Source organism: Kribbella polygonati, assembly GCF_050320105.1.
Classification (GTDB): domain Bacteria; phylum Actinomycetota; class Actinomycetes; order Propionibacteriales; family Kribbellaceae; genus Kribbella.
The window spans coordinates 1209462-1233477 of sequence record NZ_CP190129.1; the positions used below are offsets into that span (position 1 = coordinate 1209462).

Below are 24016 nucleotides of genomic sequence, written 5' to 3' on the forward strand. Positions count from 1 at the left end.
TCTCCGTATCAGCGGTTGTAGGCGGGCATCGGACCGGAAAGAACACGTCCGACTTCGGCACAGGCCTCGAGTACGTCGGCCGGCAGCGGTCCTCGCCGCGCGGACGCGATGTTGCTGAGCAACTGTTCGGGCTTCGACCCGCCGAGTAGTACGCCGTCGACGACCTCGCGCGAGAGCAACCACCTGAGCGAGAGCTCGGGCAATGTCAGACCTGCGTCGGACGCGATCGTGGCCAGCGACGACACCGCCTCGAAGAGGGCCTGGTTCCAGTACCGCTCGCGGTACATCTGGGACAGTGCCGACGATCCGAAGCGGCCCTCGCCGGGGCTGTCGCCGAACGAGTGCCGCCCGGTCAGCAGCCCGCCGCCGAGCGGGTTGTAGACAATCGTACGAACGTCGTGGGTGGCCGCGTACTCGACGTACTCGGCCTCGATCCGGCGGGCGACCAGGTTGTACAGCTGCTGCGCGACGACCGGCCGGGGTGCGCCCGCGGCGGCGCAGGCGTCCGCGACGTCGGTGATCTGCCAGGCGGCGTAGTTCGAGACGCCGATCTCGCCGATCAGCCCGTCCTGGACCAGGGCCGCCAGCGCGCCGGCGGTCTCCTCGATCGGCACCGAACGGTCCGGCTGGTGCAGGTAGAAGAGGTCCACGCGGTCGGTCCCGAGCCGGCGCAAGCTGGCCTCGACCGACGAGCGCAGGGCCTTTGCCGACAGCAACGGTTCGCCGTTCGCGTCGCCCGGGTAGATGCCCGCCTTGGTGGCGATCGTCACCTCGTCCCGGCGACCGCGCAGCAGCTCGCCGAGCATCTCCTCGCTGCGCCCTCCGGCGTACCCGTTGGCGGTGTCGATCGCGGTCACCCCGTTGCCCAGCGCAACGTCGAGGATCTCCCGGGCGCGGTCGAGCTCGACGGTGTCGCCGAACGTCATCGTTCCGAGGACCAGCTTCATGAGGCGGCTGCGCTTTCTGCCGCGCGGGCGGCGGCGACGGCTCGGACTACTTCTCGGGGTTTGCGGCCGGTGATCAGCGCCGGTTCGAGTGCGCTGCGCCGGAGCCGCTGCGTGTACTCGTGCTGCGGGCGCTGCAGCACGTCGGCGGTCGCGCCCTGTTCGACGATCTGCCCGGACCGCAGTACGGCGACCTGTTCGCTGACCGCGCCGACGACACCGAGGTTGTGCGAGATGAACAGGTACGTCAGCTTCCGCTCCGCCCGGAGCGCCGCGAGGATCTCCAGCACCTGCGCCTGCACCGACACGTCGAGCGCACTCGTCGCCTCGTCCAGCACCAGCAGGTCGGGTTCGGACGCGAGCGCCCGGGCGATCCCGATCCGCTGCCGCTGACCGCCGGAGAACTCGTGCGGCTTCCGGGTCAGCGCCGACGCCGGCAGCCCGACCTGGTCGAGCAGCTCGGCCGCCCGCTTCTCCCGGGTACGGCGGGACCGCTCGCCGCGGATCGCGATCGGCTCCGCGACGATCGACCGCGCGTCCAGGTGCGGATCGAGCGAGCCGTACGGATCCTGGAACACCATCTGGATCCGGTGCCGCAGCGGCCGGAGCTGCCGCTCGCTGAGGGTCGCGAGGTCGACGCCGTCGAACACCATCGCGCCGGCCGACGGCCGGATCAGCCGGACCAGTGCACGGGCGATCGTCGACTTGCCGGATCCCGATTCGCCCACCAGTGCGAGCGATCCGCCGCGCGGCACCTCGAACGACACGTCGTCGACGGCCTTGTGCTCGCCGTACCGGACGACCAGACCGGAGACCTTCAGCAGGCTCATGACCCGCCTCCGTTCATCATCTCGAGCTTGCGGGCGGTGGACAGCTCGGGGTCGTCCCAGGGCCCGAGCTTCGGGATCGCGTCGAGCAGCTTCCGGGTGTACTCGTGCTGCGGGTTGCCGACAATCTCCTCGACCGGCCCGCTCTCCACGAAGCTGCCGGCCTTCATCACGTGGATCCGGTCGCTCATCAGCCGGGCGACGCCGAGGTCGTGGGTGATCAGCAGGATGCCGGCGCCGGTCTCCTGCTGGATCTCAAGCAGCAGGTCGAGGATCCCGGCCTGCACGGTGACGTCGAGCGCCGAGGTCGGCTCGTCCGCGACGATCAGCTCGGCCTCGGCGGACAGCGCCATCGCGATCAGCACGCGTTGCAGCATGCCGCCGGACAGCTCGTGCGGATACTGCTTCAGCCGCTGCTCGGGCCGGCTCAGGTGCACCTGCCGCAGCAGGGCGAGCGCCCGGTCGCGGGCCTCGCTCTTCCCGCAGCCGTGCCGGAGCCGGATCGCCTGGACCATCTGCCGGCCGACGGTGGCGATCGGGTTCAGCGCCGTCATCGGATCCTGCGGTACCAGCGCCACCGCGCGCCCACGCAGCTTGGCGATGTGCTTGCGCGTCCCGATCACGTCCTGCCCGGTCAGTTCCGCCTCGCCGGACAGTACGGCGAGGTCGTCCGGCAGCAGGCGCAGCAGCGCCATCGCGGTCGTGGACTTGCCGGAGCCGGACTCGCCGATGATCGTCACGGTCTCACCGGCGTCGATGCCGAAGCTGACGCCGTCGACGGCCCGGATCACGCCGCCGGCCGTCATCAGGTCGACCGTCAGATTGTTCACATTCAGGATCGGCATCAGCCGGTCACCGCCTTCGCGCGCCGGACCCGGTCGCGCAGTCCGTCGCCGAGCAGGTTCACCCCGAGAACCAGCAGCGCGATCGCGATGCCCGGGACGGTCACCAGCCACCACGCGCCGGTGACGAACAGCTCCCGGCCGTCGGAGATGATGCCGCCCCAGGTCGGGTACGGGCGCTGCACGCCGGCGCCGAGGAAGCTCAGCGCGCTCTCCAGCAGGACCGCCTGGGCGAGCAGCAGGAACACCACGACCAGCGTCTGCGACAGGATGTTCGGGATGATGTGCCGGACGATGATCTTCAGCTTGCCGAGCCCGAGCACCTGCGCGGCGGCGACGTACGGCTTCTCGCGTTCGACCAGGACGAGCGCCCGGGTGAGGCGGGCCGGCTCGGGCCACTGGGCGACCGCGATCACCAGCGTGATCACCGGCACCGACGGGCCGAACAGCGCCACCACGAGCAGCAGCATGAGCAGCAGCGGCAACGACATCTGCGCCTCGAGCAGCCGGGACACGAGCGTGTCGACCCAGCCGCCCAGGTAGCCCGCGGCGGCGCCGGCCGCGATCCCGAGGAGGCCCGACAAGGCGATCGCGAGCAACCCGATCAGCAGCGAGGTCTGGCCACCGTGCAGGATCCGGGACAGCAGGTCGCGACCGTTCGGGTCGGTGCCGAACAGGTGCCCCGGGCTGAACGGCGGCAGCGACGTGTCCTTCAGGTTGCCGTTGACCGGGTCGGCGAGCGGCAGCACCCGCGCCAGCGCGACCGGGACGATCACGACACCGGCGCAGATCGCACCGAGCCAGATCTTGATCGTGCTGTAGCGGGACTTCCGCGCGGCGGCGGACCGGCGCAGCAGCTTCGGCGCGACCGCCGGAACGACACTCATCAGCGGGCCTCCTGTCCGAGTCGCACTCTGGGGTCGATCAGTGGGTAGAGCAGGTCCACGAGCAGCTGGACCAGCAGAGCGAGGACGACGGTCACCAGGACCGTTGCCTGGATCAACGGGAAGTCCCGCCGGGACAGCGCGTCGACGACCAGCGCGCCGACGCCCGGCCACTTGAACACGACCTCGACGATGACGACGCCGTTGAGCATCGCGGCGAACCGGGTGCCGAGCGCGGTGACGACCGGGATCGCGGAGTTCGAGAACGCGTACTGCCAGGTCAGCCGGCGCTCGGAGATGCCGCGCGAGCGCGCGATCGTCACGTACTGCGCGGCCAGGTTCGCGGTCATCTCGCGCCGTACCAGCCGGGAGATCAGCGCCACCTGCAGGACCACGATCGTCAGGCAGGGCAGCACGATCGCGCCGATCGACGTGAACCCGGACGACGGCAGCCACTGCAGGTTCACCGCGAACACGATCAGCAGCACGAAGCCGATCCAGAAGTCCGGCATCGACTGCCCGGCGATCGTCGCGATGTTCGCGCCGAGCTCCGGCGCGGTGTTGTTCCGCCGGGCCATCCAGACCCCGAGCGGGATCGACAGCGCCGCGGTCACCGCGATCGCGGCGACGGCCAGCGTGATCGTGTACGGCAGCCGCTCCATCACCACCTGGAGGGCCGGCTGCCGGAACTGGAACGACGTACCGATGTCGCCCTGGACCAGGTTGCGCAGGTACGTGAAGTACTGCGCCAGGACCGGCTGGTCGAGGCCGAACTCGTGCCTGACGGCGTCCAGTTGCTCGCTGGTCGGGTTCGGTGGGGCGTAGTTGACGGCCGGGTCACCAGGGGCCAGCCGGAGCAGGACGAAGACGACGGTCACCGTGAACCAGGCCGTCAGGACGGTCTGGCCGAGGCGTTTGAGTACGTACCGTGGCATGGCTCAGTCCGCGACCTTGACCTTGGACAGGTCGTAGGAGTTCGTGGCGGACAGGTCGAGCGTGGTGACCCGCTTCCGCTTGGCCAGCACGTTGTCCGGCGTCCACGCCCACAGCGCCGGCCAGAGTGCCCAGATCTTCTCCTGCGCCTGCTTGAGCAGGGCGTCGCGCTTGGCGATGTCCGGCTCGGCGCTCGCCTGGTCGGTCAGGCTCGTCACCTCCGGGAACACGAAGCCCTGGTACGTGTCACGGGTCTTCTCCTTCGCCGCGGTACCGGCGTACTGGCCCTGCAGGTTCGTGATCGCCAGGCCGGTCTGGTTGCCGTAGCCGTTGCCGAGGACGTCCCAGTCGCCGGCCTCGCCGCGCCGCCAGCTGTTGATGTCGCCGCCCTTCGGGATCTGCTTCAGCGTCGCCTTCACGCCGACCGCGCCGAGCATCGTGACGATCGCCTCCATCACCCGGGCAGCGCCGGCGAACTCGGACTCCTCCCAGATGAACAGCAGCGACAGGTTCGACACGCCCTCGGCGGCCAGCATCGCCTTCGCCTTCGCGGGGTCGTACGTGTACTCGCCGGTCTTCACGAAGCCGGACAGCGTCTTCGGTACGACGCCCTCGGCGGACCGCACCAGCCCGTTCATCAGGCTCTTGATCAGCGCGTCGTGATCGATCGCATGGCTGAGCGCCTCGCGGACCTTCGGGTTCGTCAGCGGGTGCCCGGCCGGCTTGCGGAAGTTGTAGAACAGGTGGATCAGCCGGGTGCCCTCCTCCTGCACGATGTCGATGTCGTTCTTCTTCTTGAGCGCGGCCGTCGACTCCGGCGTGATCGTGTCGATGATGTCGGCCTGACCGGAGGTGATCGCGATGACCCGCGCGCCTTCCTCCTCCTGGTAGGAGACGTTCACCTCCTCGAGCAGCGCCTTCTCGCCCCAGTAGTCGTCGTTGCGGACCAGCCGGTACGTGCCGGTGCCGGAGTCGGCCGACGCGACCTTGAACGGGCCGCTGCCGATCCCGTCGCCCAGCTCCTCGGCCTTGTTCGCCTTGGCCGGCGTGATCAGGATGTTCGACATCAGCGAGTCCAGCGTCACCACGGGCTTCTTGGTGGTCAGCGTGAACGTCGAGTCGTCGACCTTCGCGAACGCCGGCTGCTCCGGGAACTGCGAGGCGACGTACCCGGCCTTGACCTGGAAGTACAGCTTGAGCGCGGTCTCGACGTCCTCGACGGTGACCGGCGTCTTGTCCGAGTAGTGGATGCCGCTGCGCAGCTTCACCGTCCAGACGGTCGGCTTGGTCAGCTCGAAGCTCTCCGCGAGCACCAGCTCGGGCTTCAGGTCCGGGCCGATCCGGGTCAGCGCCTCGCGGACCGCGCGCTGCACGGTGACCGCGGCGTCGTACTGGTTGAGCTTGTTGTCCAGGCTGACCAGGTTGCGGTTCAGCACGATGCTGACCTTGCCGCCGGACCCGCCGGCACCGGCACCGGACGCCCCGGAGGACTGCGGTCCGGCGCAGGCGGTGACGGCACCGCCGAGCGCGGTCGACGCGCCGACCAGGCCGAGGAACTGCAGGACCGCTCGTCGGGAGACCCCCGTGCCCGCGCTGTCGGCAAACTTCTGGATCTCGGACATGAGGACTCTCCTTGTATCTCACCAGGGGAACAAGCGGGTGCCCGGTGCCGGGCTCGTTTCCACAAGATGACACCGTTGCGCGGTCTGCGCAATACCTGTAGCTTGAATTGCGTGATTTGAGCCGCGAGGGGAGGGATGATGCCGGAACTGGCGATCGTCGCGGACGATCTGAGTGGGGCCGCCGAGGCTGCTGCCGCGCACCTGCTGCACACGTCACGGATCTCGGTCGGGCTGTCCGCCGCTGCCGTCCGCGGGCGGGACGGCGACCGGGTCGTTGCCATCGACACCGATTCACGGCGTTGCCCTCCTGCTGAGGCGGCTGTGCGGGTGCGGGCTGCTCTTGAACAGTGCAAGGGGATTCCGGTCCTCAAGAAGGTCGATTCGTTGCTCCGAGGCAACCTTGCGGCCGAGGTGCGGGCGCTGTACGAATTGTCCGGCGTACCTCCGGTAGTGGCGACCGCGCTGCCGTCGGCGGGGCGGACGGTCGTCGACGGCGTACTGCGGGTCGGCGGGGTGCCGTTGCACGAGAGCGGGCTGTGGCACGCGGAAGGTTTGCGCGTTCCGCGCAACTTGAGCGAGGCGCTGGCACCGGTTCCGACGGTTTTGGTGCCTTTGGCAACAGTTCGCGACGGCGAGGCGCTGGCGAAGGCGCTCGCGTCCGCCGCGGCGGATCTCCGCGTCGCGGTCTGCGACGCGGAGACGGACGCCGACCTCGACCTGATCCATCATCACGCAGCCGCCGGCGAACGCTCGGTCCTGGTCGGCTCCGGCGGTCTCGCTGCCGCTGCTGCACGCGCGCTGGCTGCTGACGATCCCGTCGTACGCCGCCATTCGGTCGTCGACAACGTACTGGTCGTCGTGGGAACCGCCGCCCCGTCCGCAACCACCCAACTCGAACACCTCGAATCCACAGCAGACGTGGTAGTCCGCCTCACCCCGGACGACCTCCTCCGCGCCACCCTCACCCCCCAACCCGCGCCCTCCCACGAGACGTCGCCGACCGCGGTTTCCGGTTCAGGCGGTGGGGTGCTGGATGTTGCTGCGCGGGTGCGTGGGGCGCAGTGTGCGGTGGTGTGCATCGACGGGCGCGGTGGGGTGCGGCCTGAGCTGGCCGAGCGGCTCGCGGTGGCGCTTGCTGCTGTGGTGGGGCGGGCCGCGCGTGAACGTGATGCTCTTGTTCTTACCGGTGGTGAGACTGCGCGGGGGGTTCTCGACCTGCTCGGTGTCGACCGCCTGGTACCGGTGGCCGAGCGCCACGGTGCCGTGGTTTCCCGTGCCGGCGGGCGGGTCGTGGTGACCCGTCCCGGCAGCTTCGGCGGGCCGATGTCGCTCGCCGACCTTGTCACCAGTCTTTCCACCGCCCCAATACCCGAGGAGCCCACAGATGACCACTAGCCCACGCATCGCCGTCACGATGGGGGACGGCGCCGGGATCGGTCCGGAGGTGATCGTCCGGGCGTTGCTCGATCCGGCGATCGCGGCGTCCGCGCAGTGCGTCGTGATCGGCGACGCCGAGCGCCTCCGGCTGGCCGCGAAGCTGGTGGGCCTGGAGCCGGACATCGTCGCGATCAAGAGCCTCGCGGAAGCGGAATTCACGCCCGGCCGGATCAACGTGATCGACCTCGGGCTGCTGCCCGCGGACCTGCCGTTCGGCCAGGTGTCCGCGGTGGCCGGCGACGCGGCGTACCACTACGTCCGGGTCGCCAGTGAGCTCGCGATGTCCGGCGAGGTGCAGGCGATCTGCACCGCCCCGCTGAACAAGGCGGCGCTGCAGGCCGGGGGCCACATCTTCCCCGGCCACACCGAACTCCTCGCCGAGCTGACCGGCACCGAGGAGGTGTCGATGCTGCTGTCGACGCCGAAGGTGAAGGTCATCCACGTCACCACGCACATCGGCCTGATCGACGCGGTCGACAAGATCGAGCCCGGCCTGGTCGAACGCACCATCCGCCGCGGCCACCGCGCGCTCGTCGACGCCGGCGTCCCGAACCCGAAGATCGGCGTCTGCGGCATCAACCCGCACGCCGGTGAGAACGGGCTGTTCGGCCGTGGCGAGGAGGAGACCAAGATCGCCCCGGGCGTCGAGACCTGCGTCGCGGACGGGATCGACGTGCACGGCCCGCTGCCCGCGGACACGCTGTTCTTCCTGGCCGGCCGCGGCGACTACGACCTGGTGGTCGCGATGTACCACGACCAGGGCCACGGCCCGGTGAAGATCCTCGGCCTGGAGGCCGGCGTGAACGTCACCGTCGGACTGCCGGTGATCCGTACCTCGGTCGACCACGGGACCGCGTTCGACATCGCCGGGAAGGGCGTCGCCGACCACCGCTCGATGATCGAGGCGCTGCGGCTCGCCGTCGAGATGGCGCCGGAACGCGTGGCAGGCTGAGAATCCTTGGATAGGGTGCGATCCGTGAGCAGGCAGAGGTCGGGCGAGCGCCGCGAGGAGATCGTGCGGCTGGCGTCGACGGACGGGCTGGCCAGCGTGGAGGACCTGTCCGCGCGGCTCGGCGTCACGCCGTCGACGATCCGCCGCGACCTGGCCCTGCTCACCTCGCAGGGCCGGCTGGCCCGGACGTACGGCGGTGCGCTCAGCCTGGAGCCGCACCCGGAGGCGTCGCTGCGCCAACGTCTCGGCGAGGCGTACGACGCGAAACGCGCGATCGCGGCGTGGACCGCGAAGCAGATCGTGCCGGGGGAGAGCGTGCTGCTGGACGGCGGCTCGACCACGACGGCGCTGGCGCAGGAACTGGTCGGCCTGGCGAACCTCTCCGTCACCACCACGAGCTTGACCGCGCTCGAGGTGCTGGCCGAGGCCGAGGGCATCGAGGTGATCGTGCTCGGCGGCCGGCTGCGGATCATCAGTCAGTCGTTCGTCGGCCCGATCACCGAGGCAGCGCTCGGACGGATGTCGTTCGACCGAGCCTTCATGGGTGCGGACGGCGTACGCGCGGATCGCGGGATCAACGAGAAGGACCTCGAGCAGACCCGGCTGAAAGAGCTGATGATGGACCGCGCCGACCACGTCTACGTGCTGGCCCACGGGGCGAAACTCGGCCAGAGCCCGTTCCACGCGTGGGCGGTGATGCCGCCGCACTGGACGCTGGTCACCGACGCCTCCGCACCCGCCGCGGAGCTCCGCCGTTTCGAGTCCAAAGGCATCGAGGTCATCAGGGTCGACGGTTAGACCAGCACGACCGGGCCGCGGGCGAGTTGGCCTGGGCCCTGGTGGAGGGTCAGTACGGTTAGGGCGGCGGCGGTCGACTCGGCTTGTACGGCGCTGGTTCCGTTGATGACGCTGCGGCGTACGTCGACCTCCGGGTAGACCTCCTCCCACGCGCTGACGTCGGCCTGGACGGGCCGAGCGTACGGTCGTGAGGCAGCCCGACGACCGCGAGCGAGGCCGTCGTACGGCGGGCCAGGCGGCGTGCGAGCTTCCGTTCGTACCGGCGGCCGTGGCCGATGACGATCAGCGCACCCGTGGTGTCACGGGCCTCGTTGAGCAGCGCGGTGATCGGGCGGCCCGGGAAGACGGTGGAGGAGACGCGCAGGCTCGGGAACAGCTCCCGGACGTACTCGATCGCGTCTTGTACGATCGTCTCGGCCGCTGCCAGGTCCTGCTCGTCGACCGCCAGATCACCGAAGGCGTCGAGTACGTGCGTCCAGGGGAACGCGTAGACGACGCGGAGCTCGGCGTTGCGTGCCGCTGCCTCGGCCGCGGCCCAGTCCAGGGTGTCTTGGCTGTCCTGCTCGATTAAGACCACTACTTGCTCCATGGCCCCACCGTCTCGTCGCAGGTGGGTGCATCACACCAGGGAGAAGCACGGGCGGACTCACGTGTCCAGCAGCTGCAGGGCCTCCGTGATGGACCCCGTGACCGGTGCTCCCGTGGTCAGCAGCGCCTCACGGGTCATCGCACCAGTAGTCACCAGAACACACTGCGTACCAGCCGCCTGCGCCGCGTTGGCGTCGTCGACGACGTCACCGATCAGTACGACGGACGCCGGGTCCAGCTGCTGCTCCTGGAGGTGCAGGGCGAGACTGTCCGCCTTGGAGCCACCGCCTACGTCACCGGGCAGCCCGTCGACGCGGGTGAAGTACTGCGTGAGCCCGTACTGCTCCACGGTCGGTGTGAGCCGGGAGTGGAACCACATCGACAGCAGCGACTGGGTCCGCCCGCCGGTGGTACAGGCACGCAGTACGTCGTGTGCGCCGGCTGCGAGCTCACACGTGTGCAGGAGCGCGTCGTACCGGTCGTGGTAGAGCTTGTCGACCTGTGCCCACTCTTCCTCGTCGAGGGTGCGCTGGAGGACCTGTTCGTACGAGAGCCGCATCGGGCGCGCGTACGCGGCCTGCCACTCGCCCCACGTCAGCTCAGGCCGGCCGAACCCGGTGCAGACCTCGTTGACCGCTGCCAGTACGGCGTGGTTGTCGTTGAGGAGCGTGCCGTTCCAGTCCCACACCACATGCGAAATCACGAGCGCCACTGTAGTGCGGGGTGAAAGGATGTTCCGCATGGCTTTCCTCCCCGCACAGGAGCTGTCGGCTGGGTTCTATGCGGACGTGGTGGCGCCCGTGCTCGCTGGCACGGGCCATGCGGCCGGGCTGCTGGGCTGGGGATCCGATGTGCTCGGCTACGACACCTCCCGCTCGATGGACCACGACTGGGGTCCACGGCTGGTCGTCCTGGTGGACGAGCCCGACCCGGTCCGCAAGCAGATCGAGGCTGTGCTGCCGGACGAGTACCGCGGCTTCCCGGTCCGGTTCGGGTCGTCTGTGCACGCCGTGGAGCACCGCGTGACCGTGGCGCGGCTGGGGGACTGGCTGCGGGGCCACCTTGGCTTTGATGCGTCGCAGGGTGTCGGGCTGGACGACTGGCTGGTCACGCCGCAGCAGCAGTTGCTCGGTGTGGTGAAGGGGCAGGTGTACGCCGACGACGGTCGGCTCGGACCGGTGCGTACGGCGCTGGCGTGGTACCCGGACGAGGTCTGGCGGTGGCTGATGGCGTGCCAGTGGACCCGGATCGCGCAGGAGGAGCCGTTCATGCAGCGGACCCACGAGGTCGGCGACGAGCTCGGGTCCCGGATCGTCGCGGCCCGGCTCGCCCGGGAGGTGCTGCGGCTGGCGCTGCTGCAGTCGCGGTCCTACGCGCCGTACACCAAATGGCTGGGTACGGCGTTCGCCCGGCTGGGGCATCCGGACGGGCTGGACCGGGCGCTCGCGGAGGCCGTTGCCGCGGGCAACTTCGCGGACCGGGAGCGGGCGCTCGGCACGGCGTACCGGCTGGTTGCTGTGCGGCACAACGCGCTCGGGATCACCGACGGGCTGGACCCGGAGCCGCGGCCGTTCTTCGACCGGCCCGCGCTGGTGCTGGACGCCGCGCGCTTCGCCGACGCCTGTCACGCGACCGTGTCGGACCCGCGGCTGAAGCGCGTCGGGCCGATCGGGTCGATCGACCAGTTCGTGGACAGCACCGACGTACTGAGCAATCCGTCCGCCTACCGCCGGCTCGTGGAGGTCTTCCAGTGACGTTGCCGAAACACACGATCAGCTCGGTCACGACCGTGGAGATGGGGTACGAGTACCTGCGGACCGTCGGGCGGAACTCGTTCCTCGGCAGCCACGGGAGCGGCGGGAGCTTCACGGCGTACGTCGTGGAGACGGACCGCGGCGCCACCGGCTGGGGGCTGCCGTTGTCGGACGGGGACCCCGGGCCGCTGATCGGCCGGCCGCTGGCGGAGCTGATCGATCCGGAGCGTGGGGTGATCGACCCGGCGGCGGAGTTCCTCGACTACCCGCTGCACGACCTGGCCGCGCGGATCCTCGAGGTGCCCGTGTACGCGATGCTCGGCGGCGCCGGGTCGCCGCGGGTGCGGTGCTACAGCGGCGGCATCTACTTCGACGACCTGGACGGCGGGCCGGCCGCGATCCGCGCGAACCTCGCGCAGGACCACGCGTTCGGGTTCCGCGACTTCAAGCTGAAGATCGGGCGTGGCCACCGCTGGATGGACCCGCGCGAGGGCCTGCGGCGCGACATCGAGGTGACCCGGTTGGCCCGCGAGCTGTACCCCGACGCCGCGATCCTGGTCGACGGCAACGACGGCTTCACGCTGAACGGCCTCTTCGAGTACGTCGACGCCGTCGCGGACTGCGGCCTGTACTGGATCGAGGAGCCGTTCCCGGAACGCCGCCCCGACCTGCAGGCGCTGCGCGAACACCTGCACGGCGGCCCGATCCGGATCGCCGACGGCGAGTACGACCCGAACGTCGACCACGTCCTCGCACTGGCAGCCGAAGGCCTGGTGGACGTAGCCCTCATGGACGTCATCGGCCACGGCCTCACCGCGTGGCGCCGCACCATGCCGATGCTCCAGTCGGAGGCTTCCCCCCACGCCTGGGGCCTCCCGCTCAAAACCCTCTACGCGGCCCACCTCGCTGCCGGCCTCGGCAAGACCCCCATCATCGAAGGCGTCCCCGGCCCCGACGCTTACACACTCGAGGACGGCTACGTCGTCTTGTCGGAGGAGCCTGGGTTCGGCCTCAAACCAGGGTAGAGCGCGTCCAACGCTGTCAGCGAGGCTCGGTACCACTTCACACTCTGCTGGAAGACGGACTGGAAGAGGTTACTGAACAACGAGAAGCGGAAGTCCCAGCTGCACAGCTCCCAGCTGTAGTCCGGTACGTCCAGAGCCTTCCAGTAGTGCCGTAGGAGGTCGGCTGCGTCGGCTTGGCGGGACGGGAGCGCGCTGAGCGAGTAAGCGAGGTCGTGGGGTGCCAGACCGGGTTTCAGCTCGGACCAGTCGATCACCTTGGGCCGCGGGTTCCCGGCAACGAAGAAGACGTTGCCGAGGAAGTGGAAGTCACCGTGGATCAGCGTCAGGTGCTGACGGCCGGCGACGCGCGCCTGGAACTGTGGCTCCCAGTTGGCGAGTACCTCGTCGAGAACAGCACGCTCCGACCGCTCCAGCTCCGTCGTACGCGCGAAGAACTCGTCTGCTGCCTGGCGAACCTCCAGGGCGTGGCGGGTGATCACGTCCGGCGGCCAGGCCTGCGAAGAGCTCGTCACCGAGGGCTCGAACTCCGGTGTCTCCGTGCAGCCCCAGAAGTGTGCGTGCACCCCGGCGATGACGTCGATCGCGCCGTACAGCTGCTCGTCCGACACCGCAGTACCGACCACGCGGTAGCCGGTCTGCGCGAGGTCCTCGGTCAGGAGCAGTACTGCGTCGCCCGTGTCGTGCGCACCCAGGTACTGCGGGGCCGGATGCGACCAGCCAGGAGCAAGCTGCTCGAAGAACTGCACCTCGCGACGGGCTGCCGCAAGCCCGTCGCCGGTGGCCAGCTTGGCGATCACGGTGTCAGCACCTACCCGCAGACGGGCGACCTCCGCAGCAGAGGCCGCGAAGGTCTCCAGCACCTCAACACCGCGCACAGGCGTTCCCAAGGCGGCGCTTACGTCGGCGGCAGTGAAGCTCACGCCTGACCGCGCTCCGGCAGGTTCTCCAGGTACTTCGCTACCTGGCTCAGCGCCTTCTTGTCGGCCCAGGACCACGAGGGCGCCGGCGTTGACGGACCCTCGTACGGGAGGTCGGCGTAGTGCGCCTGCAACTCACCCAGGCGAACAGCCAGGCCCGCGCGCGTCTCGGCGTACGCAGGGTCGTCGGCCACGTTCGTCAACTCGGCCGGGTCCTTCTGGAGGTCGTACAACTCCCACTCGGACTCGAACAGACGATCCGACGAGCCCGGTACGCCAAGACCGGCACCGTAGTAGTGGATCAGCTTGTAGTCCTTCGTACGTACGCCGTAGTGGGCCGGAGCGTGGTGGATCGGGTCGTCGTGCTCCCAGTACCGGTAGTAGACGGCGTCAGGCCAGTCCGGGACCTCCTCACCGCGCAGCAGCGGCAGGAAGCTCCGGCCCTGCGACGTGGGGAGCGCCGACGCCGCGTCCAGGCCCGCCATCTCCAGGAACGTCGCCGCGAAGTCCACGTTGGTGACCATCGCGTCGCACGTGCTGCCGGCCGGGATCACCGACGGCCAGCGGATCATCATCGGCATCTGCAGCGACTCGTCGAACATCAGCCGCTTGTCGAACCACCCGTGGTCACCGAGGAAGAAGCCCTGGTCGGACGTGTAGACGACGACCGTGTTCTCGGCGAGCCCTTCGGCGTCCAGTACGTCGAGCAGCCGGCCGACGTTGTCGTCGATCGACTGCACGCACTGCAGGTAGTCCCGCAGATAGCGCTGGTACTTCCACCGCATCCGCGCCTCCCGGTTCTCCGGCCCGCGCAGCTCGTCCGGGAGCTTCTCGTTCAGCTCCTCCGCCGCCAGGTCGTCGGCAACGGACATGTGGACGCCGCGGACCGCCTGGCTGCGGGTGCTGTGGTCGTCGAACAGCGTGCTCGGCTCCGGGATCGAACCGACCGGGTAGAGATGCTTGTGCTTCTCGTCCGGCACCCACGGCCGGTGCGGTGCCTTGTGATGCACCAGCAGCAGGAACGGGCGCTCCGGGTCCCGCTGCCGGATCCAGTCGATGCTCTGGTCCGTGACGATGTCGGTCGCGTACCCGGGCACCGTCTCGGCGCCGTCCGGCCCGATCATCAGCGGGTCGACGTACTCACCCTGCCCGGGGAACACCCGCCACGCGTCGAAGTTCCGCGGCGCGGACGCCGGCTGCTCACCGAGGTGCCACTTGCCGAACAGCGCGGTCTGGTACCCGGCGTCCTGCAGCACCTCCGCGATCGTCGGCACCCGGTAGTCGATCTCGGTCCAGATCGACGCGACTCCGTTCACGTGGCTGTACGTGCCGGTCAGGATCGAGGCCCGCGACGGCGAGCAGATCGAGTTCGTGCAGTACGTCGCGTCCATCCGCACACCTTCCCGGGCCAGCCGGTCCAGGTACGGCGTGTTGTTGACCCTGCTGCCGTACGCCGAGATGGCGTGCGCCGCGTGGTCGTCGGACATCACGAAGACGATGTTCGGAGTCGGCATCTCTGCACGATAGTTCACCCGGTACCGAATCTGGACAACGGTTTCCAGCGGGCCGCCCGCTGGCGTAGGTTTACCGGTCATGGCCATGTTCGACCTTTCCCTCGACAAGCTCCGCGAGTACCGGCCCGAGGTGGCCGTGCCCGCCGACCTGGTCGACTTCTGGCGTCGCTCGATCGAGAAGGCGCGCACCGACGACCTGTCCGCCACGTTCACCGCGATCGACAACAAGCTCGCGGTCGTCGACACCTACGACGTCACGTACGCCGGCTTCGGCGGTACTCCGGTGAAGGGCTGGCTGCACGTGCCGGCCGGTGCCGAGGGGCCGCTGCCGACGGTTGTGCAGTACCACGGCTACAGCGGTGGGCGCGGGCTGCCGCACTCGACCACGCTGTGGGCGCAGGCCGGGTACGCGCACTTCGTGATGGACACCCGCGGCCAGGGCTACAGCCAGGGCGGCTTCGACAGCACCCCGGACGAGACGCCGTACGCCGGTCTCAACCACACGCCGGGGTTCATGACGCTGGGGATCACCGACCCGGAGACGTACTACTACCGTCGCGTGTACATCGACGCGGTCCGGGCGCTGGAGGCCGCGAAGGCGTCGCTGTTCGTCGACCCGGCGAAGCTGGCCGTGAGCGGTGGCAGCCAGGGCGGTGGGATCTCGATCGCGGCGGCCGGCCTCGCGCCGCTGGCCGGGATCGACCTGGTCGGCTGCGCTCCCGACGTACCGTTCCTCTGCCACTTCCAGCGGGCGCTGCAGATCACCGACAAGGACCCGTACGGCGAGATCACCCGGTACCTGAAGGGGTTCCGGCAGGACGTCGACGCCGTGCACAACACGCTGAGCTACTTCGACGGCGTGAACCTGGGTGCGCTGGCGACGGCGCCCGCGCTGTTCTCGGTCGCGCTGATGGACGCGACCTGCCCGCCGTCGACGGTGTTCGCCGCGTTCAACAGCTACGGGAGCGAGCAGAAGCAGATCGAGGTGTACCAGTACAACGAGCACGAGGGCGGGCAGACGTACCAGCAGCTCGTGCAGCTCGACTGGTTCGCCGAGATCTTCGGCTGACCGCCTGCCGTTCACCGGCCGAACCGGTCGACCCCCTAGTGTGGTCGGCATGCTCGGACTACCTACGGGGATCCAGGCCTGCTTGTTCGACCTGGATGGCGTGCTCACCGACACGGCTGCCGTCCACGCTGCGGCGTGGAAAGAGATGTTCGACGAGTTCCTCCGCGAGTACGCGGCGCAGCACGGCATCGAGTTCGTGCCGTTCGACGCCCGCGCGGAGTACGACGCGTACGTGGACGGCAAGCCGCGGGCCAGCGGCGTCCGGGACTTCCTGGCCGCGCGGCACATCACGCTGCCGGACGGAGACCCGGACGACCCGCCGTCGGCGATGACCGTGAACGGCCTCGGGAACCGGAAGAACGAGGCCGTCCAGCGGCGGATCCGGACCGAGGGCGTGCACGTCTTCGAAGGCTCCCGGCGGTACCTCCAGGCCGCCGTCGAGGCGGGCCTGCGGCGGGCGGTGGTGTCGTCCAGCGCGAACACTCGCGAGGTGCTCGACGTCACCGGGCTGGCGCAGTACGTCGAGGAGATCGTCGACGGCGTCACGATCCGTACCGAGGGGCTGAAGGGCAAGCCCGCGCCGGACACGTTCCTGGCCGCGGCCGAGCGGTTCGGGATCGAGCCGTCCGCGGCGGCCGTCTTCGAGGACGCGCTGGCCGGCGTTTCCGCGGGCCGCTCCGGACACTTCGGGCAGGTCGTCGGGGTCGACCGCGTCGGCCAGGCCGCCGACCTGAAGACGCACGGCGCGGACGTCGTGGTGAAGGACCTCGCGGACCTGCTGGAGGAGAAATGATCGATCGAGGCCACCACCCGGTCGAGCCCTGGCGGCTCCGCGAGACGCGGCTGGCGATGGACAAGCTGGCCCAGTCCGAGTCGCTGTTCGCGTTGTCGAACGGGCACATCGGCCTTCGCGGCAACCTCGACGAGGGCGAGCCGTACGCGATCCCCGGTACCTACCTCAACTCGTTCTACGAGCAGCGTCCGCTCCCGTACGCCGAAGCAGGCTACGGGTACCCGGAGTCCGGGCAGACGCTCGTCGACGTCACCAACGGCAAGCTGATCCGGCTGCTCGTCGACGACTCGCCGTTCGACATCCGGTACGGCTACCTGACCAAGCACGAGCGCTCGCTCGACTTCCGCAACGGCATCCTCGAGCGCGACGTCGACTGGACCTCACCCGGCGGCAAGCGGATCAAGGTCCGCACCCGCCGGCTGGTCTCGCTGACCCAGCGCGCGGTCGCGGCGATCGAGTACGTCGTGGAGCCGGTCGACCAGCCTGCCCGGTTCGTGATCCAGTCCGAGCTGGTCGCGAACGAGACGCAGCCGAAGCTGTCCGACGACCCGCGGGTGGCCGCCGTACTGGACAATCCGCTGCACCCGGTCAGCCACGACGGCGGCGAGCACGGGACCGTACTGATCCACCGCACGAGCCGCAGCCGGCAGTTGATGGCCGCCGCGATGGCGCACGAGGTCGACACCTCGGTGCGGTACGCGATGGACCAGGACGTCCGCGAGGACTGGGCCCGGACCACGGTGATCTGCCAGCTGCAGCCGGGCGAGAGCCTGCGCGTCGTGAAGTACCTGGCGTACGGCTGGTCGAGTCTGCGTTCGGAGACCGCGATCCGGGACCAGGTCGCGGCCGCGCTCGCGAGTGCCCGGTTCTCCGGGTGGGACGGGCTGACCAAGCAGCAGGTCGAGTTCCTGGACGACTTCTGGGACGGCGCCGACGTCGAAGTACAGGGCCATCCTGAGCTCCAGCAGGCGGTGCGGTTCGCGCTCTTCCACGTGCTGCAGGCGGGTGCGCGCGCCGAGCGCCGGGCGATTCCGTCGAAGGGCCTGACCGGGGCCGGGTACGACGGGCACACGTTCTGGGACACCGAGGGTTTCGTGCTGCCGGTGCTGACCTACACGATGCCGGACGCGGCCGCCGACGCGCTGCGCTGGCGGCATTCCACGCTGCGGATGGCGAAGCAGCGCGCCGAGGAGCTGGGCTTCAAGGGCGCGGCGTTCCCGTGGCGGACGATCCGCGGCCAGGAGTGTTCCGGCTACTGGCCGGCCGGTACGGCGGCGTTCCACATCAACGCGGACATCGCCGAGGCGGTGATGCGGTACCACCGGGCCACCGCGGACGACGACTTCGTCGACGAGGTCGGGCTGGAGCTGCTGGTCGAGACCGCCCGGCTGTGGATGTCGCTCGGCCACCACGACCGCGACGGCCGCTGGCACCTGCCCGGCGTCACCGGGCCGGACGAGTACAGCGCCGTTGCCGACGACAACGTTTTCACGAACCTGATGGCGGCCCGCAACCTGCGCGCGGCGGCCGAGTTAGCGGCGAAGTTCCCGGCTCGAGCGCGGGAGCTGGGCGTCGACGCCGAGGAGGAGGCGTCCTGGCGGGACGCCTCGGCGGCGGTGTACGTGCCGTACGACAAGGACCTCGGCGTACATCCGCAGTCCGAAGGCTTCACCGGGTACGCCGTGTGGGACTTCGAGGGCTACAAGGACAAGTACCCGCTGTTGCTGCACGCGCCGTACTTCCAGCTGTACCGCACGCAGGTGGTGAAACAGGCCGATCTGATGCTGGCGACGTACTGGTGTGGTGACGCCTTCACCGACGAGGAGAAGGCGCGGAACTTCGACTACTACGAGCGGCTGACAGTGCGCGACTCGTCGTTGTCGGCCTGCGTGCAGGCGGTGATGGCGGCCGAGGTCGGGCATCTGGACCTCGCGTACGACTACGCGTACGAGGCCGCGCTGATCGACATGCGGAACCTGCACCACAACACCGGAGACGGGCTGCACATGGCCTCGCTCGGTGGTGCGTGGAGCGCGCTGGTGGCAGGGTTCGGCGGGCTGCGCGATCAGGAGGGCATGCTGTCGTTCGACCCCGCGCTGCCGATCGGGCTGGCCGGGTTGAGCTTCACTGTCCGGTGGCGCGGCGTACGGCTGAAGGTCGAGATCGATCCGGTCGCGGTGAAGTACAGCGTGCACGACGGGCCGGACGCGTCGATCACGTTCCGGCACGCGGGCGAGGAGATCACCGTCGCCGCGACGCAGCCGGTCGTGCGGACACTGCAGAAGCGCCGCCCGCTGCTGCCCCGGCCGCCGCAGCCGCCGGGCCGTGAGCCACGGCCGGCGATGGCGGTCAACGAGGACGGCTGAGGACAGCGCTTCGGGAGTTCAGTTCTTGCTCTTGGCGGCCAGCGACTCGGCGGTCCCGACCAGCATCACGGACGAGATCACCGCGACGACGAAGCCGAGCACGTTCAGCTCGAAGATGCCGCCGGTGCCGAGGATGCTCGCGATCGTGCCGCCGATCACCGACCCGGCCAGGCCGAGCAGCAGCGTGGCGAGCAGGCCGAGCTTCTGCTTGCCGGGGGTGAACAGCCGGGCGAGTGCACCGATGATGAGACCGGCGATGATGAAGCCGAACATGGCTGGGATCCTCCGAGGTGTCGAACGGTATGCCCCAAGTCTCCCGGCGGAACGGCAGCCGCGGCAGTGGAGTTTCCCCTGACCGGACCCGGACCCGACCCTGGTGCTTTCGAAATACTGTCCGGACGAGCCCGTAGGCTCGCGGCGTGACTGTTCATCAGCTGTCGAAACGCGATGCCAGGCGGTTGGCCGTGCGCGCGCAGCTGCTCACCCGCGAGCGCCCGGCCGACCTGTTCGACGTGGTCCGCGGGCTGAACGCGGTCCAGCTCGACCAGACGGCGTACGTCGCTCCGAACGCCGATCTGGTCGCGTGGAGCCGGCTGGGATCGTCGTACGACCCGACTGAGCTCGCCGACGCGCTCGCGTCGCTGGAGCTGCTCGAGCTGCGCGGGTTCGTCCGGCTGCCCGAGACGCTGGCGTTGTACCGCGCGGAGATGGCCGCCTGGCCGACCGACGGCGAACCGCTCGACTGGCAGGAGTACCGCCGCGCCTGGGTCCGGGCGAACGAGGGCTGCCGGGTCGACATCCTCGAGCGGCTGCGCCAGGACGGCCCGCTGGTGATGCGCGAGCTGCCGGACACCTGCGTCCGGCCGTGGAAGTCGAGCGGCTGGACGAACAACCGGAACGTGTCACAGCTGCTGGAGTTCATGACGCAGCGCGGCGAGGTGGCGATCGCCGGCCGCGACGGGCGGGACCGCCTCTGGGACCTCGCGTCTCGCATCTACCCGGACGATCCGCCGGTGCCGATCGCCGAGGCGGTCCGGACCCGGGACCGGCAACGCCTGACGTCGATGGGCCTGCTCCGATCGAAAGGCCCGGCCTGCCCCGGCGAGCCGCTGGACGCGGGTGAGGCGGGGGAGCGGGCCGTGGTGGACGGCGTACGTGGCGAGTGGCGGATCGACCCGGAGCTGCTCGACCGGCCGTTCACCGGCCGGACGGCGATCATCTCGCCGCTCGACCGGCTCGTGTACGACCGCAAGCGGCTGACCGAGATCTTCGAGTTCGACTACCAGCTGGAGATGTACAAGCCGGTGGCGAAACGGCGCTGGGGGTACTTCGCGCTGCCGATCCTGCACAACGACCGCCTGGTCGGAAAACTCGACGCGATGTCCGACCGCAAGGCCGGCATCTTCCGCGTCGACGCCATCCACGAGGACGACCCGTTCTCGAAGACCCTGACCACCGCCGTCCACCGCGAGATCCGCGACCTCGCAACCTGGCTCCACCTGGACCTGGTCATCGGCTGAGGCTACGCCGAGCCGCCGTTGCTCTTCAGTAGTTGGCCGTTGATCCATTGGCCGCGTGCGGAGAGGAGGAAGTCGACGAGGTCGGCGGTGTCGGCCGGGGTGCCGAGGCGGCCGAGTGGGGTGCTGTCGGTGCAGGCGGTGCGGAGTTCGGCGGTCATCCAGCCGGTGTCGATCGGGCCGGGGTTGATCACGTTCGCGGTCAGGCCGAGGTCGGACAGTTCCTGGGCGGCGGCGAGGGTGATCCGGTCCAGGGCGCCTTTGCTCGCGCCGTACGGGAGGTTGTGGACGGTGTGGTCGCTCGTCAGCGCCACGATCCGCCCGGTGCCGTGCGGTACGGCGTACCGGCGGGCGTACTCGCGGATCAGGAGCCAGGTCGCCCGCGCGTTCACCGCGAAGTGCTGGTCGAAGCTCTCGACGGTGGTGTCGCGGATGCCGGAGTCGACACTCTCGCAGTGGCACATCACCAGCGCGGTCACCGGGCCGAGCCGGTCCTCCGCGGCGGCGAAGATCCGCTCCGGGGCGGCCGGGTCCGCGAGGTCCGCCTCAAGCGGTACGGCGCGAGCGCCGAGCCCGGCCAGCTCCGCGGCGATCTCCGCGGTGGCGTCGTCCTGCACACCCCACGGCATCCGCTCGTCGTACGCCGTCCAGTACGTGAACGCGAGGTCCCATCCGGACTCGGCGAGACGGCGGGCGATACCCGCGCCGATCCCGGCCGTACGGCCGACTCCGGTGACAAGGGCGACAGGTCGTTCGGGCATGCCCGCGACCCTGCCCGATCGCGCGACCGCGGGCAATCGAATTGCTACTGCCGCTCGCCGCCGTGCACGATGTGTGCGTCCGGGCCGGGGAAGAACAGTGTGTCGGTGTCGGTGTCCGACCAGTGCACGCGGTACGGCGGTGCGCCGTTCGGGTCGGGTACTTCGACGATCTGCCCCTCGCGGCGGTGCGCCGCCAAGTGACTGCTCTCGACGACAACCTGGTCACCAGCTACGGCTTTCACCACACCCACCTCCTTCACCACCCAGCTTGGTCCCGCCGTCACCGGATGTCTACGGCGAGCCGACCTGAGCGGCGCGGTCAGCTCGGCAGCGTGACCGTGGCCGTGGTGCCGCCGTTGGGGGCGGACGTGAGCGTGATCGTGCCGTGGTGGGCGCGGGTGATCTCGCGGGCGATGGACAGGCCGAGGCCGGAGCCGCCGCTGGCCCGGGAGCGGCTGGTGTCGAGCCGGACGAAGCGCTCGAACACGCGCTGCCGTTCCTCCTCGGGGATCCCGTCGCCGTCGTCCTCGACCGTGATCACCGCGACCCCGTCGTGCTCGGAGGTCGTCAGCCGGACCGTGCTGTGCGCGGCGCGGGCGGCGTTGTCGACGAGGTTCCGCAGTACCTGACTCAACCGGGCCGGATCGCCGGTCACCCGGACCGGGTGTACGTCGCCCTTCACCGTCAGCTCGGGTTTCGAGCTGCGCAGCCGCTTGATCTCGGCCTCGACCAGGTCGTCCAGGTCGACGTCGGTCGGCCGCATCCGGATGCCGGTGTCGTCGGCCTTCGCGAGCAGCAGCAGGTCCTCGACGAGCTGCCGCATCCGGTCGGTCTCGGTCTCCATCACCTGCCGCAGCTCGCGCCACGCCTTGCCGGAGGTGTCCGCCTCGATCACCTCGAGCGCTGCGGTCAGCGTGGCGAGCGGCGACCGCAGTTCGTGGCTGGCGTCCGCGACGAACGCCCGCTGGGTCGCCTGCCCGGTCTCGAGCCGGTCGAGCATCTCGTTCATCGTGACCGCGAGCCGGGCGATCTCGTCCCGCGTCTCCGGTACCGGGACCCGCTCGGTCAGGTCCCGGCTGCCGATGCCCTGCACCCGGGAGCGGATCCGCTCGACCGGCCGCAGCGCCTGCCCGATCATCAGCCACCCGGCGACCCCGACGACGAGCAGCAGCACCGGGAACCCGATCAGCAGGTACTGCGACACCGTCGACACGGTCTGCCGTTGCGTCTCCACCGACGACGCGACCACCACCGTGTACGTCGTACCGCGATACTCCGCGCCCTGCGCCACGATCAGGAACGAGTGGTCGTCGTCGATCAGCGGCATCGCGCCGACCTCGGCCCGCAGCAGCGCGCCGGCCGGCGGGCGCAGATCGGTGAGCGGCGAGTTGTCGACCCGGGACGACGAGGCGGCGACGATCTTCCCGCTCGGGTCCAGGACCTGGATGAGCTGGCTGGCGCGGGTGGTGTTGGCCAAGTCGTGCCCGAGCCCATTGGTGCCCTCGGTACTGACCTGACGGGCGACGTCGGCGACCCGGCCGTCGGCGGCGTCGGAGACCTCGGCGATCAGCGCCCGCTGGAGGAGCAGCAGCAGCGCGGCGGCGCCGATCAGCAGCGCGACCGCGACGACGATCACGGCAGCAGCCGTCGACCGGCTCCGCACGCTGGCCTGCCGGAGGCCGCCCGCGGTCCGGTACCACCCGTCAACGCGACGTCGCACGACCGTGCTCACCCCACCAGTTTCGCAGGTCCGTCCTCAGCTGGGTCTCAGCCGCCCTCGGGGTTCATCCGGTAGCCCATTCCGCGGATGGTCTCGATCGCGTGCCGCGCGAACGGCGTGTCGATCTTCTTCCGAAGGTACCGGACGTACACCTCGACCACGTTCGGGTCGCCGTCGAACGCGGGGTCCCAGACGTTCTGCAGGATCTCGGTCTTGCTGACGGTGTCGCCGCGGTGCCGCATCAGGAACTCGAGCAGCCCGTACTCACGCGGCGTGAGCGTGATCTCCCGTCCGTTCCGCTCCACACGGCGGCGGGCGACGTCCAGCGACAGGTCGCCGGCGGTCAGTACGACGGGACGCTCGGGGCCGCCGCGCCGGATCAGCGCGCGCAGCCGGGCGACCAGGACCAGGAAGCTGAACGGCTTCGTCAGGTAGTCGTCGGCGCCCAGATCGAACGCGTCGGTCTGGTCGTACTCGCCGTCCTTCGCGGTCAGCATCAGCACCGGCGTCCAGATCCCGCGGGCCCGGAGCAGCTCGAGTACGCGGTACCCGTTGAGCTTCGGCAGCATGATGTCCAGCACGATCACGTCGTAGCTGTGCTCTGTGGCCGCCCAGACCGCGTTCTCTCCGTCGTGCACCAACTCGACCACGAACCCGGCGTCGGTCAGCCCGCGGTGGACCGTGTCGGCCAGCCGCAGTTCGTCCTCGACCATCAGCACTCGCATTCCGACAGTGTCACTGGCGAGCACTGAG

At 69.7% G+C, this 24016-nt stretch carries 24 protein-coding genes; 9 read left to right on the forward strand and 15 right to left on the reverse strand.

Annotated features, from left to right (window positions below; all coding sequences use genetic code 11):
* Positions 1-8: 8 nt before the first annotated feature.
* The 6 genes from ACQHIV_RS05710 to ACQHIV_RS05735 are packed head-to-tail and all read right to left on the reverse strand — an operon-like array spanning position 9 to position 6052.
* A complete protein-coding gene (locus ACQHIV_RS05710) occupies positions 9-947 on the reverse strand; it encodes an aldo/keto reductase (RefSeq protein ID WP_427892382.1) in 939 nt (312 codons plus the stop codon).
* Entirely contained in the window at positions 944-1774 is an 831-nt protein-coding gene (locus ACQHIV_RS05715) for an ATP-binding cassette domain-containing protein (protein ID WP_427892384.1), read from the reverse strand. Before ACQHIV_RS05715 ends, ACQHIV_RS05710 begins: the two co-directional genes overlap by 4 nt.
* Complete coding sequence (locus tag ACQHIV_RS05720) at positions 1771-2616, reverse strand: ABC transporter ATP-binding protein (RefSeq protein ID WP_427892386.1); 846 nt, start codon at positions 2614-2616, stop codon at positions 1771-1773. Before ACQHIV_RS05720 ends, ACQHIV_RS05715 begins: the two co-directional genes overlap by 4 nt.
* Complete coding sequence (locus ACQHIV_RS05725) at positions 2616-3500, reverse strand: ABC transporter permease (protein WP_427892388.1); 885 nt, start codon at positions 3498-3500, stop codon at positions 2616-2618. The genes ACQHIV_RS05720 and ACQHIV_RS05725 overlap by 1 nt, the downstream gene beginning before the upstream one ends.
* Positions 3500-4432 (reverse strand): ABC transporter permease, encoded by a 933-nt coding sequence (locus tag ACQHIV_RS05730; RefSeq protein WP_427892390.1) that lies wholly within the window; start codon positions 4430-4432, stop codon positions 3500-3502. The genes ACQHIV_RS05725 and ACQHIV_RS05730 overlap by 1 nt, the downstream gene beginning before the upstream one ends.
* 3 nt (positions 4433-4435) lie before the next feature.
* The gene (locus ACQHIV_RS05735) at positions 4436-6052 is read right to left on the reverse strand and encodes an ABC transporter substrate-binding protein (RefSeq protein ID WP_427892392.1); all 1617 of its coding nucleotides are present in this window, start codon (positions 6050-6052) and stop codon (positions 4436-4438) included.
* 138 nt (positions 6053-6190) lie between these two features.
* Between ACQHIV_RS05735 and ACQHIV_RS05740 the strand changes: the two genes are divergently transcribed.
* The 3 genes from ACQHIV_RS05740 to ACQHIV_RS05750 are packed head-to-tail and all read left to right on the forward strand — an operon-like array spanning position 6191 to position 9239.
* Entirely contained in the window at positions 6191-7447 is a 1257-nt protein-coding gene (locus ACQHIV_RS05740; RefSeq protein WP_427892394.1) for a four-carbon acid sugar kinase family protein, read from the forward strand.
* The gene (gene pdxA / locus ACQHIV_RS05745) at positions 7437-8441 is read left to right on the forward strand and encodes a 4-hydroxythreonine-4-phosphate dehydrogenase PdxA (protein ID WP_427892396.1); all 1005 of its coding nucleotides are present in this window, start codon (positions 7437-7439) and stop codon (positions 8439-8441) included. Before ACQHIV_RS05740 ends, pdxA begins: the two co-directional genes overlap by 11 nt.
* 24 nt (positions 8442-8465) lie before the next feature.
* Positions 8466-9239, forward strand: coding sequence for a DeoR/GlpR family DNA-binding transcription regulator (locus ACQHIV_RS05750; protein ID WP_427892398.1), 774 nt, complete (start codon positions 8466-8468; stop codon positions 9237-9239).
* Positions 9240-9297: 58 nt separating this feature from the next.
* Here ACQHIV_RS05750 and ACQHIV_RS05755 read toward each other — a convergent pair whose 3' ends face one another.
* Positions 9298-9828, reverse strand: a complete 531-nt coding sequence (locus ACQHIV_RS05755) for a universal stress protein (protein ID WP_427892400.1) — start codon at positions 9826-9828, stop codon at positions 9298-9300.
* Between the two features lie 57 nt (positions 9829-9885).
* On the reverse strand, positions 9886-10530 hold the full coding sequence (locus tag ACQHIV_RS05760) for an HAD family hydrolase (RefSeq protein ID WP_427892402.1): 645 nt from the start codon (positions 10528-10530) through the stop codon (positions 9886-9888).
* A 37-nt stretch (positions 10531-10567) separates the two neighbouring features.
* Here ACQHIV_RS05760 and ACQHIV_RS05765 point away from each other — a divergent pair, with 37 nt between their 5' ends.
* Together ACQHIV_RS05765 and ACQHIV_RS05770 are read left to right on the forward strand one after the other, a co-directional pair.
* Complete coding sequence (locus ACQHIV_RS05765; RefSeq protein WP_427892404.1) at positions 10568-11581, forward strand: DUF4037 domain-containing protein; 1014 nt, start codon at positions 10568-10570, stop codon at positions 11579-11581.
* Positions 11578-12606, forward strand: coding sequence for an enolase C-terminal domain-like protein (locus ACQHIV_RS05770; protein WP_427892405.1), 1029 nt, complete (start codon positions 11578-11580; stop codon positions 12604-12606). Before ACQHIV_RS05765 ends, ACQHIV_RS05770 begins: the two co-directional genes overlap by 4 nt.
* On the opposite strand, the gene ACQHIV_RS05775 is transcribed toward ACQHIV_RS05770, so the two are convergent.
* The gene (locus ACQHIV_RS05775) at positions 12558-13481 is read right to left on the reverse strand and encodes an aminoglycoside phosphotransferase family protein (RefSeq protein ID WP_427892406.1); all 924 of its coding nucleotides are present in this window, start codon (positions 13479-13481) and stop codon (positions 12558-12560) included. The two genes, ACQHIV_RS05770 and ACQHIV_RS05775, sit on opposite strands and share 49 nt — an antisense overlap.
* A gap of 41 nt (positions 13482-13522) precedes the next feature.
* Entirely contained in the window at positions 13523-15037 is a 1515-nt protein-coding gene (locus ACQHIV_RS05780; RefSeq protein ID WP_427892407.1) for a sulfatase family protein, read from the reverse strand.
* Positions 15038-15116: 79 nt separating this feature from the next.
* On the opposite strand from ACQHIV_RS05780, the gene ACQHIV_RS05785 reads away from it, so the two are divergent.
* From ACQHIV_RS05785 to ACQHIV_RS05795, 3 genes are read left to right on the forward strand one after another with little or no spacing between them, the layout of a single operon-like run.
* Positions 15117-16106 carry an acetylxylan esterase gene (locus tag ACQHIV_RS05785; protein ID WP_427892408.1) on the forward strand — a complete coding sequence of 330 codons (990 nt, stop codon included), beginning with the start codon at positions 15117-15119 and terminating at the stop codon, positions 16104-16106.
* A gap of 49 nt (positions 16107-16155) precedes the next feature.
* Positions 16156-16899, forward strand: coding sequence for a beta-phosphoglucomutase family hydrolase (locus tag ACQHIV_RS05790; protein WP_427892409.1), 744 nt, complete (start codon positions 16156-16158; stop codon positions 16897-16899).
* Complete coding sequence (locus ACQHIV_RS05795) at positions 16896-19265, forward strand: glycoside hydrolase family 65 protein (protein ID WP_427892410.1); 2370 nt, start codon at positions 16896-16898, stop codon at positions 19263-19265. Before ACQHIV_RS05790 ends, ACQHIV_RS05795 begins: the two co-directional genes overlap by 4 nt.
* 18 nt (positions 19266-19283) lie before the next feature.
* Here ACQHIV_RS05795 and ACQHIV_RS05800 read toward each other — a convergent pair whose 3' ends face one another.
* Entirely contained in the window at positions 19284-19538 is a 255-nt protein-coding gene (locus ACQHIV_RS05800; protein ID WP_380202086.1) for a GlsB/YeaQ/YmgE family stress response membrane protein, read from the reverse strand.
* A 146-nt stretch (positions 19539-19684) separates the two neighbouring features.
* Between ACQHIV_RS05800 and ACQHIV_RS05805 the strand changes: the two genes are divergently transcribed.
* A complete protein-coding gene (locus ACQHIV_RS05805) occupies positions 19685-20785 on the forward strand; it encodes a DNA glycosylase AlkZ-like family protein (RefSeq protein ID WP_427892411.1) in 1101 nt (366 codons plus the stop codon).
* Positions 20786-20787: 2 nt separating this feature from the next.
* Here the strand turns inward: ACQHIV_RS05805 and ACQHIV_RS05810 are convergent, their stop codons facing one another.
* The 4 genes from ACQHIV_RS05810 to ACQHIV_RS05825 form a co-directional block, all read right to left on the reverse strand.
* Positions 20788-21543, reverse strand: coding sequence for an SDR family oxidoreductase (locus ACQHIV_RS05810; RefSeq protein ID WP_427892412.1), 756 nt, complete (start codon positions 21541-21543; stop codon positions 20788-20790).
* Between the two features lie 44 nt (positions 21544-21587).
* Positions 21588-21788, reverse strand: coding sequence for a DUF1918 domain-containing protein (locus ACQHIV_RS05815; RefSeq protein WP_427892413.1), 201 nt, complete (start codon positions 21786-21788; stop codon positions 21588-21590).
* 74 nt (positions 21789-21862) lie between these two features.
* Positions 21863-22870: a sensor histidine kinase gene (locus tag ACQHIV_RS05820; RefSeq protein ID WP_427896409.1), complete on the reverse strand. Its 1008-nt coding sequence runs from the start codon at positions 22868-22870 to the stop codon at positions 21863-21865.
* A gap of 440 nt (positions 22871-23310) precedes the next feature.
* Positions 23311-23988 carry a response regulator transcription factor gene (locus ACQHIV_RS05825; RefSeq protein ID WP_344187609.1) on the reverse strand — a complete coding sequence of 226 codons (678 nt, stop codon included), beginning with the start codon at positions 23986-23988 and terminating at the stop codon, positions 23311-23313.
* Between the last annotated feature and the right edge of the window lie 28 nt (positions 23989-24016).

Coding starts and splice junctions, on each gene's coding strand:
- ACQHIV_RS05765 (WP_427892404.1), top strand. CDS start 10,568: ATGGCTTTCCTCCCCGCACAGGAGCTGTCGGCTGGGTTCTATGCGGAC.
- ACQHIV_RS05810 (WP_427892412.1), bottom strand. CDS start 21,543: ATGCCCGAACGACCTGTCGCCCTTGTCACCGGAGTCGGCCGTACGGCC.
- ACQHIV_RS05735 (WP_427892392.1), bottom strand. CDS start 6,052: ATGTCCGAGATCCAGAAGTTTGCCGACAGCGCGGGCACGGGGGTCTCC.
- ACQHIV_RS05820 (WP_427896409.1), bottom strand. CDS start 22,870: ATGCCGCTGATCGACGACGACCACTCGTTCCTGATCGTGGCGCAGGGC.
- ACQHIV_RS05795 (WP_427892410.1), top strand. CDS start 16,896: ATGATCGATCGAGGCCACCACCCGGTCGAGCCCTGGCGGCTCCGCGAG.
- ACQHIV_RS05710 (WP_427892382.1), bottom strand. CDS start 947: ATGAAGCTGGTCCTCGGAACGATGACGTTCGGCGACACCGTCGAGCTC.
- ACQHIV_RS05720 (WP_427892386.1), bottom strand. CDS start 2,616: ATGCCGATCCTGAATGTGAACAATCTGACGGTCGACCTGATGACGGCC.
- ACQHIV_RS05755 (WP_427892400.1), bottom strand. CDS start 9,828: ATGGAGCAAGTAGTGGTCTTAATCGAGCAGGACAGCCAAGACACCCTG.
- ACQHIV_RS05825 (WP_344187609.1), bottom strand. CDS start 23,988: ATGCGAGTGCTGATGGTCGAGGACGAACTGCGGCTGGCCGACACGGTC.
- ACQHIV_RS05785 (WP_427892408.1), top strand. CDS start 15,117: ATGGCCATGTTCGACCTTTCCCTCGACAAGCTCCGCGAGTACCGGCCC.
- ACQHIV_RS05790 (WP_427892409.1), top strand. CDS start 16,156: ATGCTCGGACTACCTACGGGGATCCAGGCCTGCTTGTTCGACCTGGAT.
- ACQHIV_RS05730 (WP_427892390.1), bottom strand. CDS start 4,432: ATGCCACGGTACGTACTCAAACGCCTCGGCCAGACCGTCCTGACGGCC.
- ACQHIV_RS05800 (WP_380202086.1), bottom strand. CDS start 19,538: ATGTTCGGCTTCATCATCGCCGGTCTCATCATCGGTGCACTCGCCCGG.
- ACQHIV_RS05740 (WP_427892394.1), top strand. CDS start 6,191: ATGCCGGAACTGGCGATCGTCGCGGACGATCTGAGTGGGGCCGCCGAG.
- ACQHIV_RS05725 (WP_427892388.1), bottom strand. CDS start 3,500: ATGAGTGTCGTTCCGGCGGTCGCGCCGAAGCTGCTGCGCCGGTCCGCC.
- ACQHIV_RS05715 (WP_427892384.1), bottom strand. CDS start 1,774: ATGAGCCTGCTGAAGGTCTCCGGTCTGGTCGTCCGGTACGGCGAGCAC.
- ACQHIV_RS05780 (WP_427892407.1), bottom strand. CDS start 15,037: ATGCCGACTCCGAACATCGTCTTCGTGATGTCCGACGACCACGCGGCG.
- pdxA (WP_427892396.1), top strand. CDS start 7,437: ATGACCACTAGCCCACGCATCGCCGTCACGATGGGGGACGGCGCCGGG.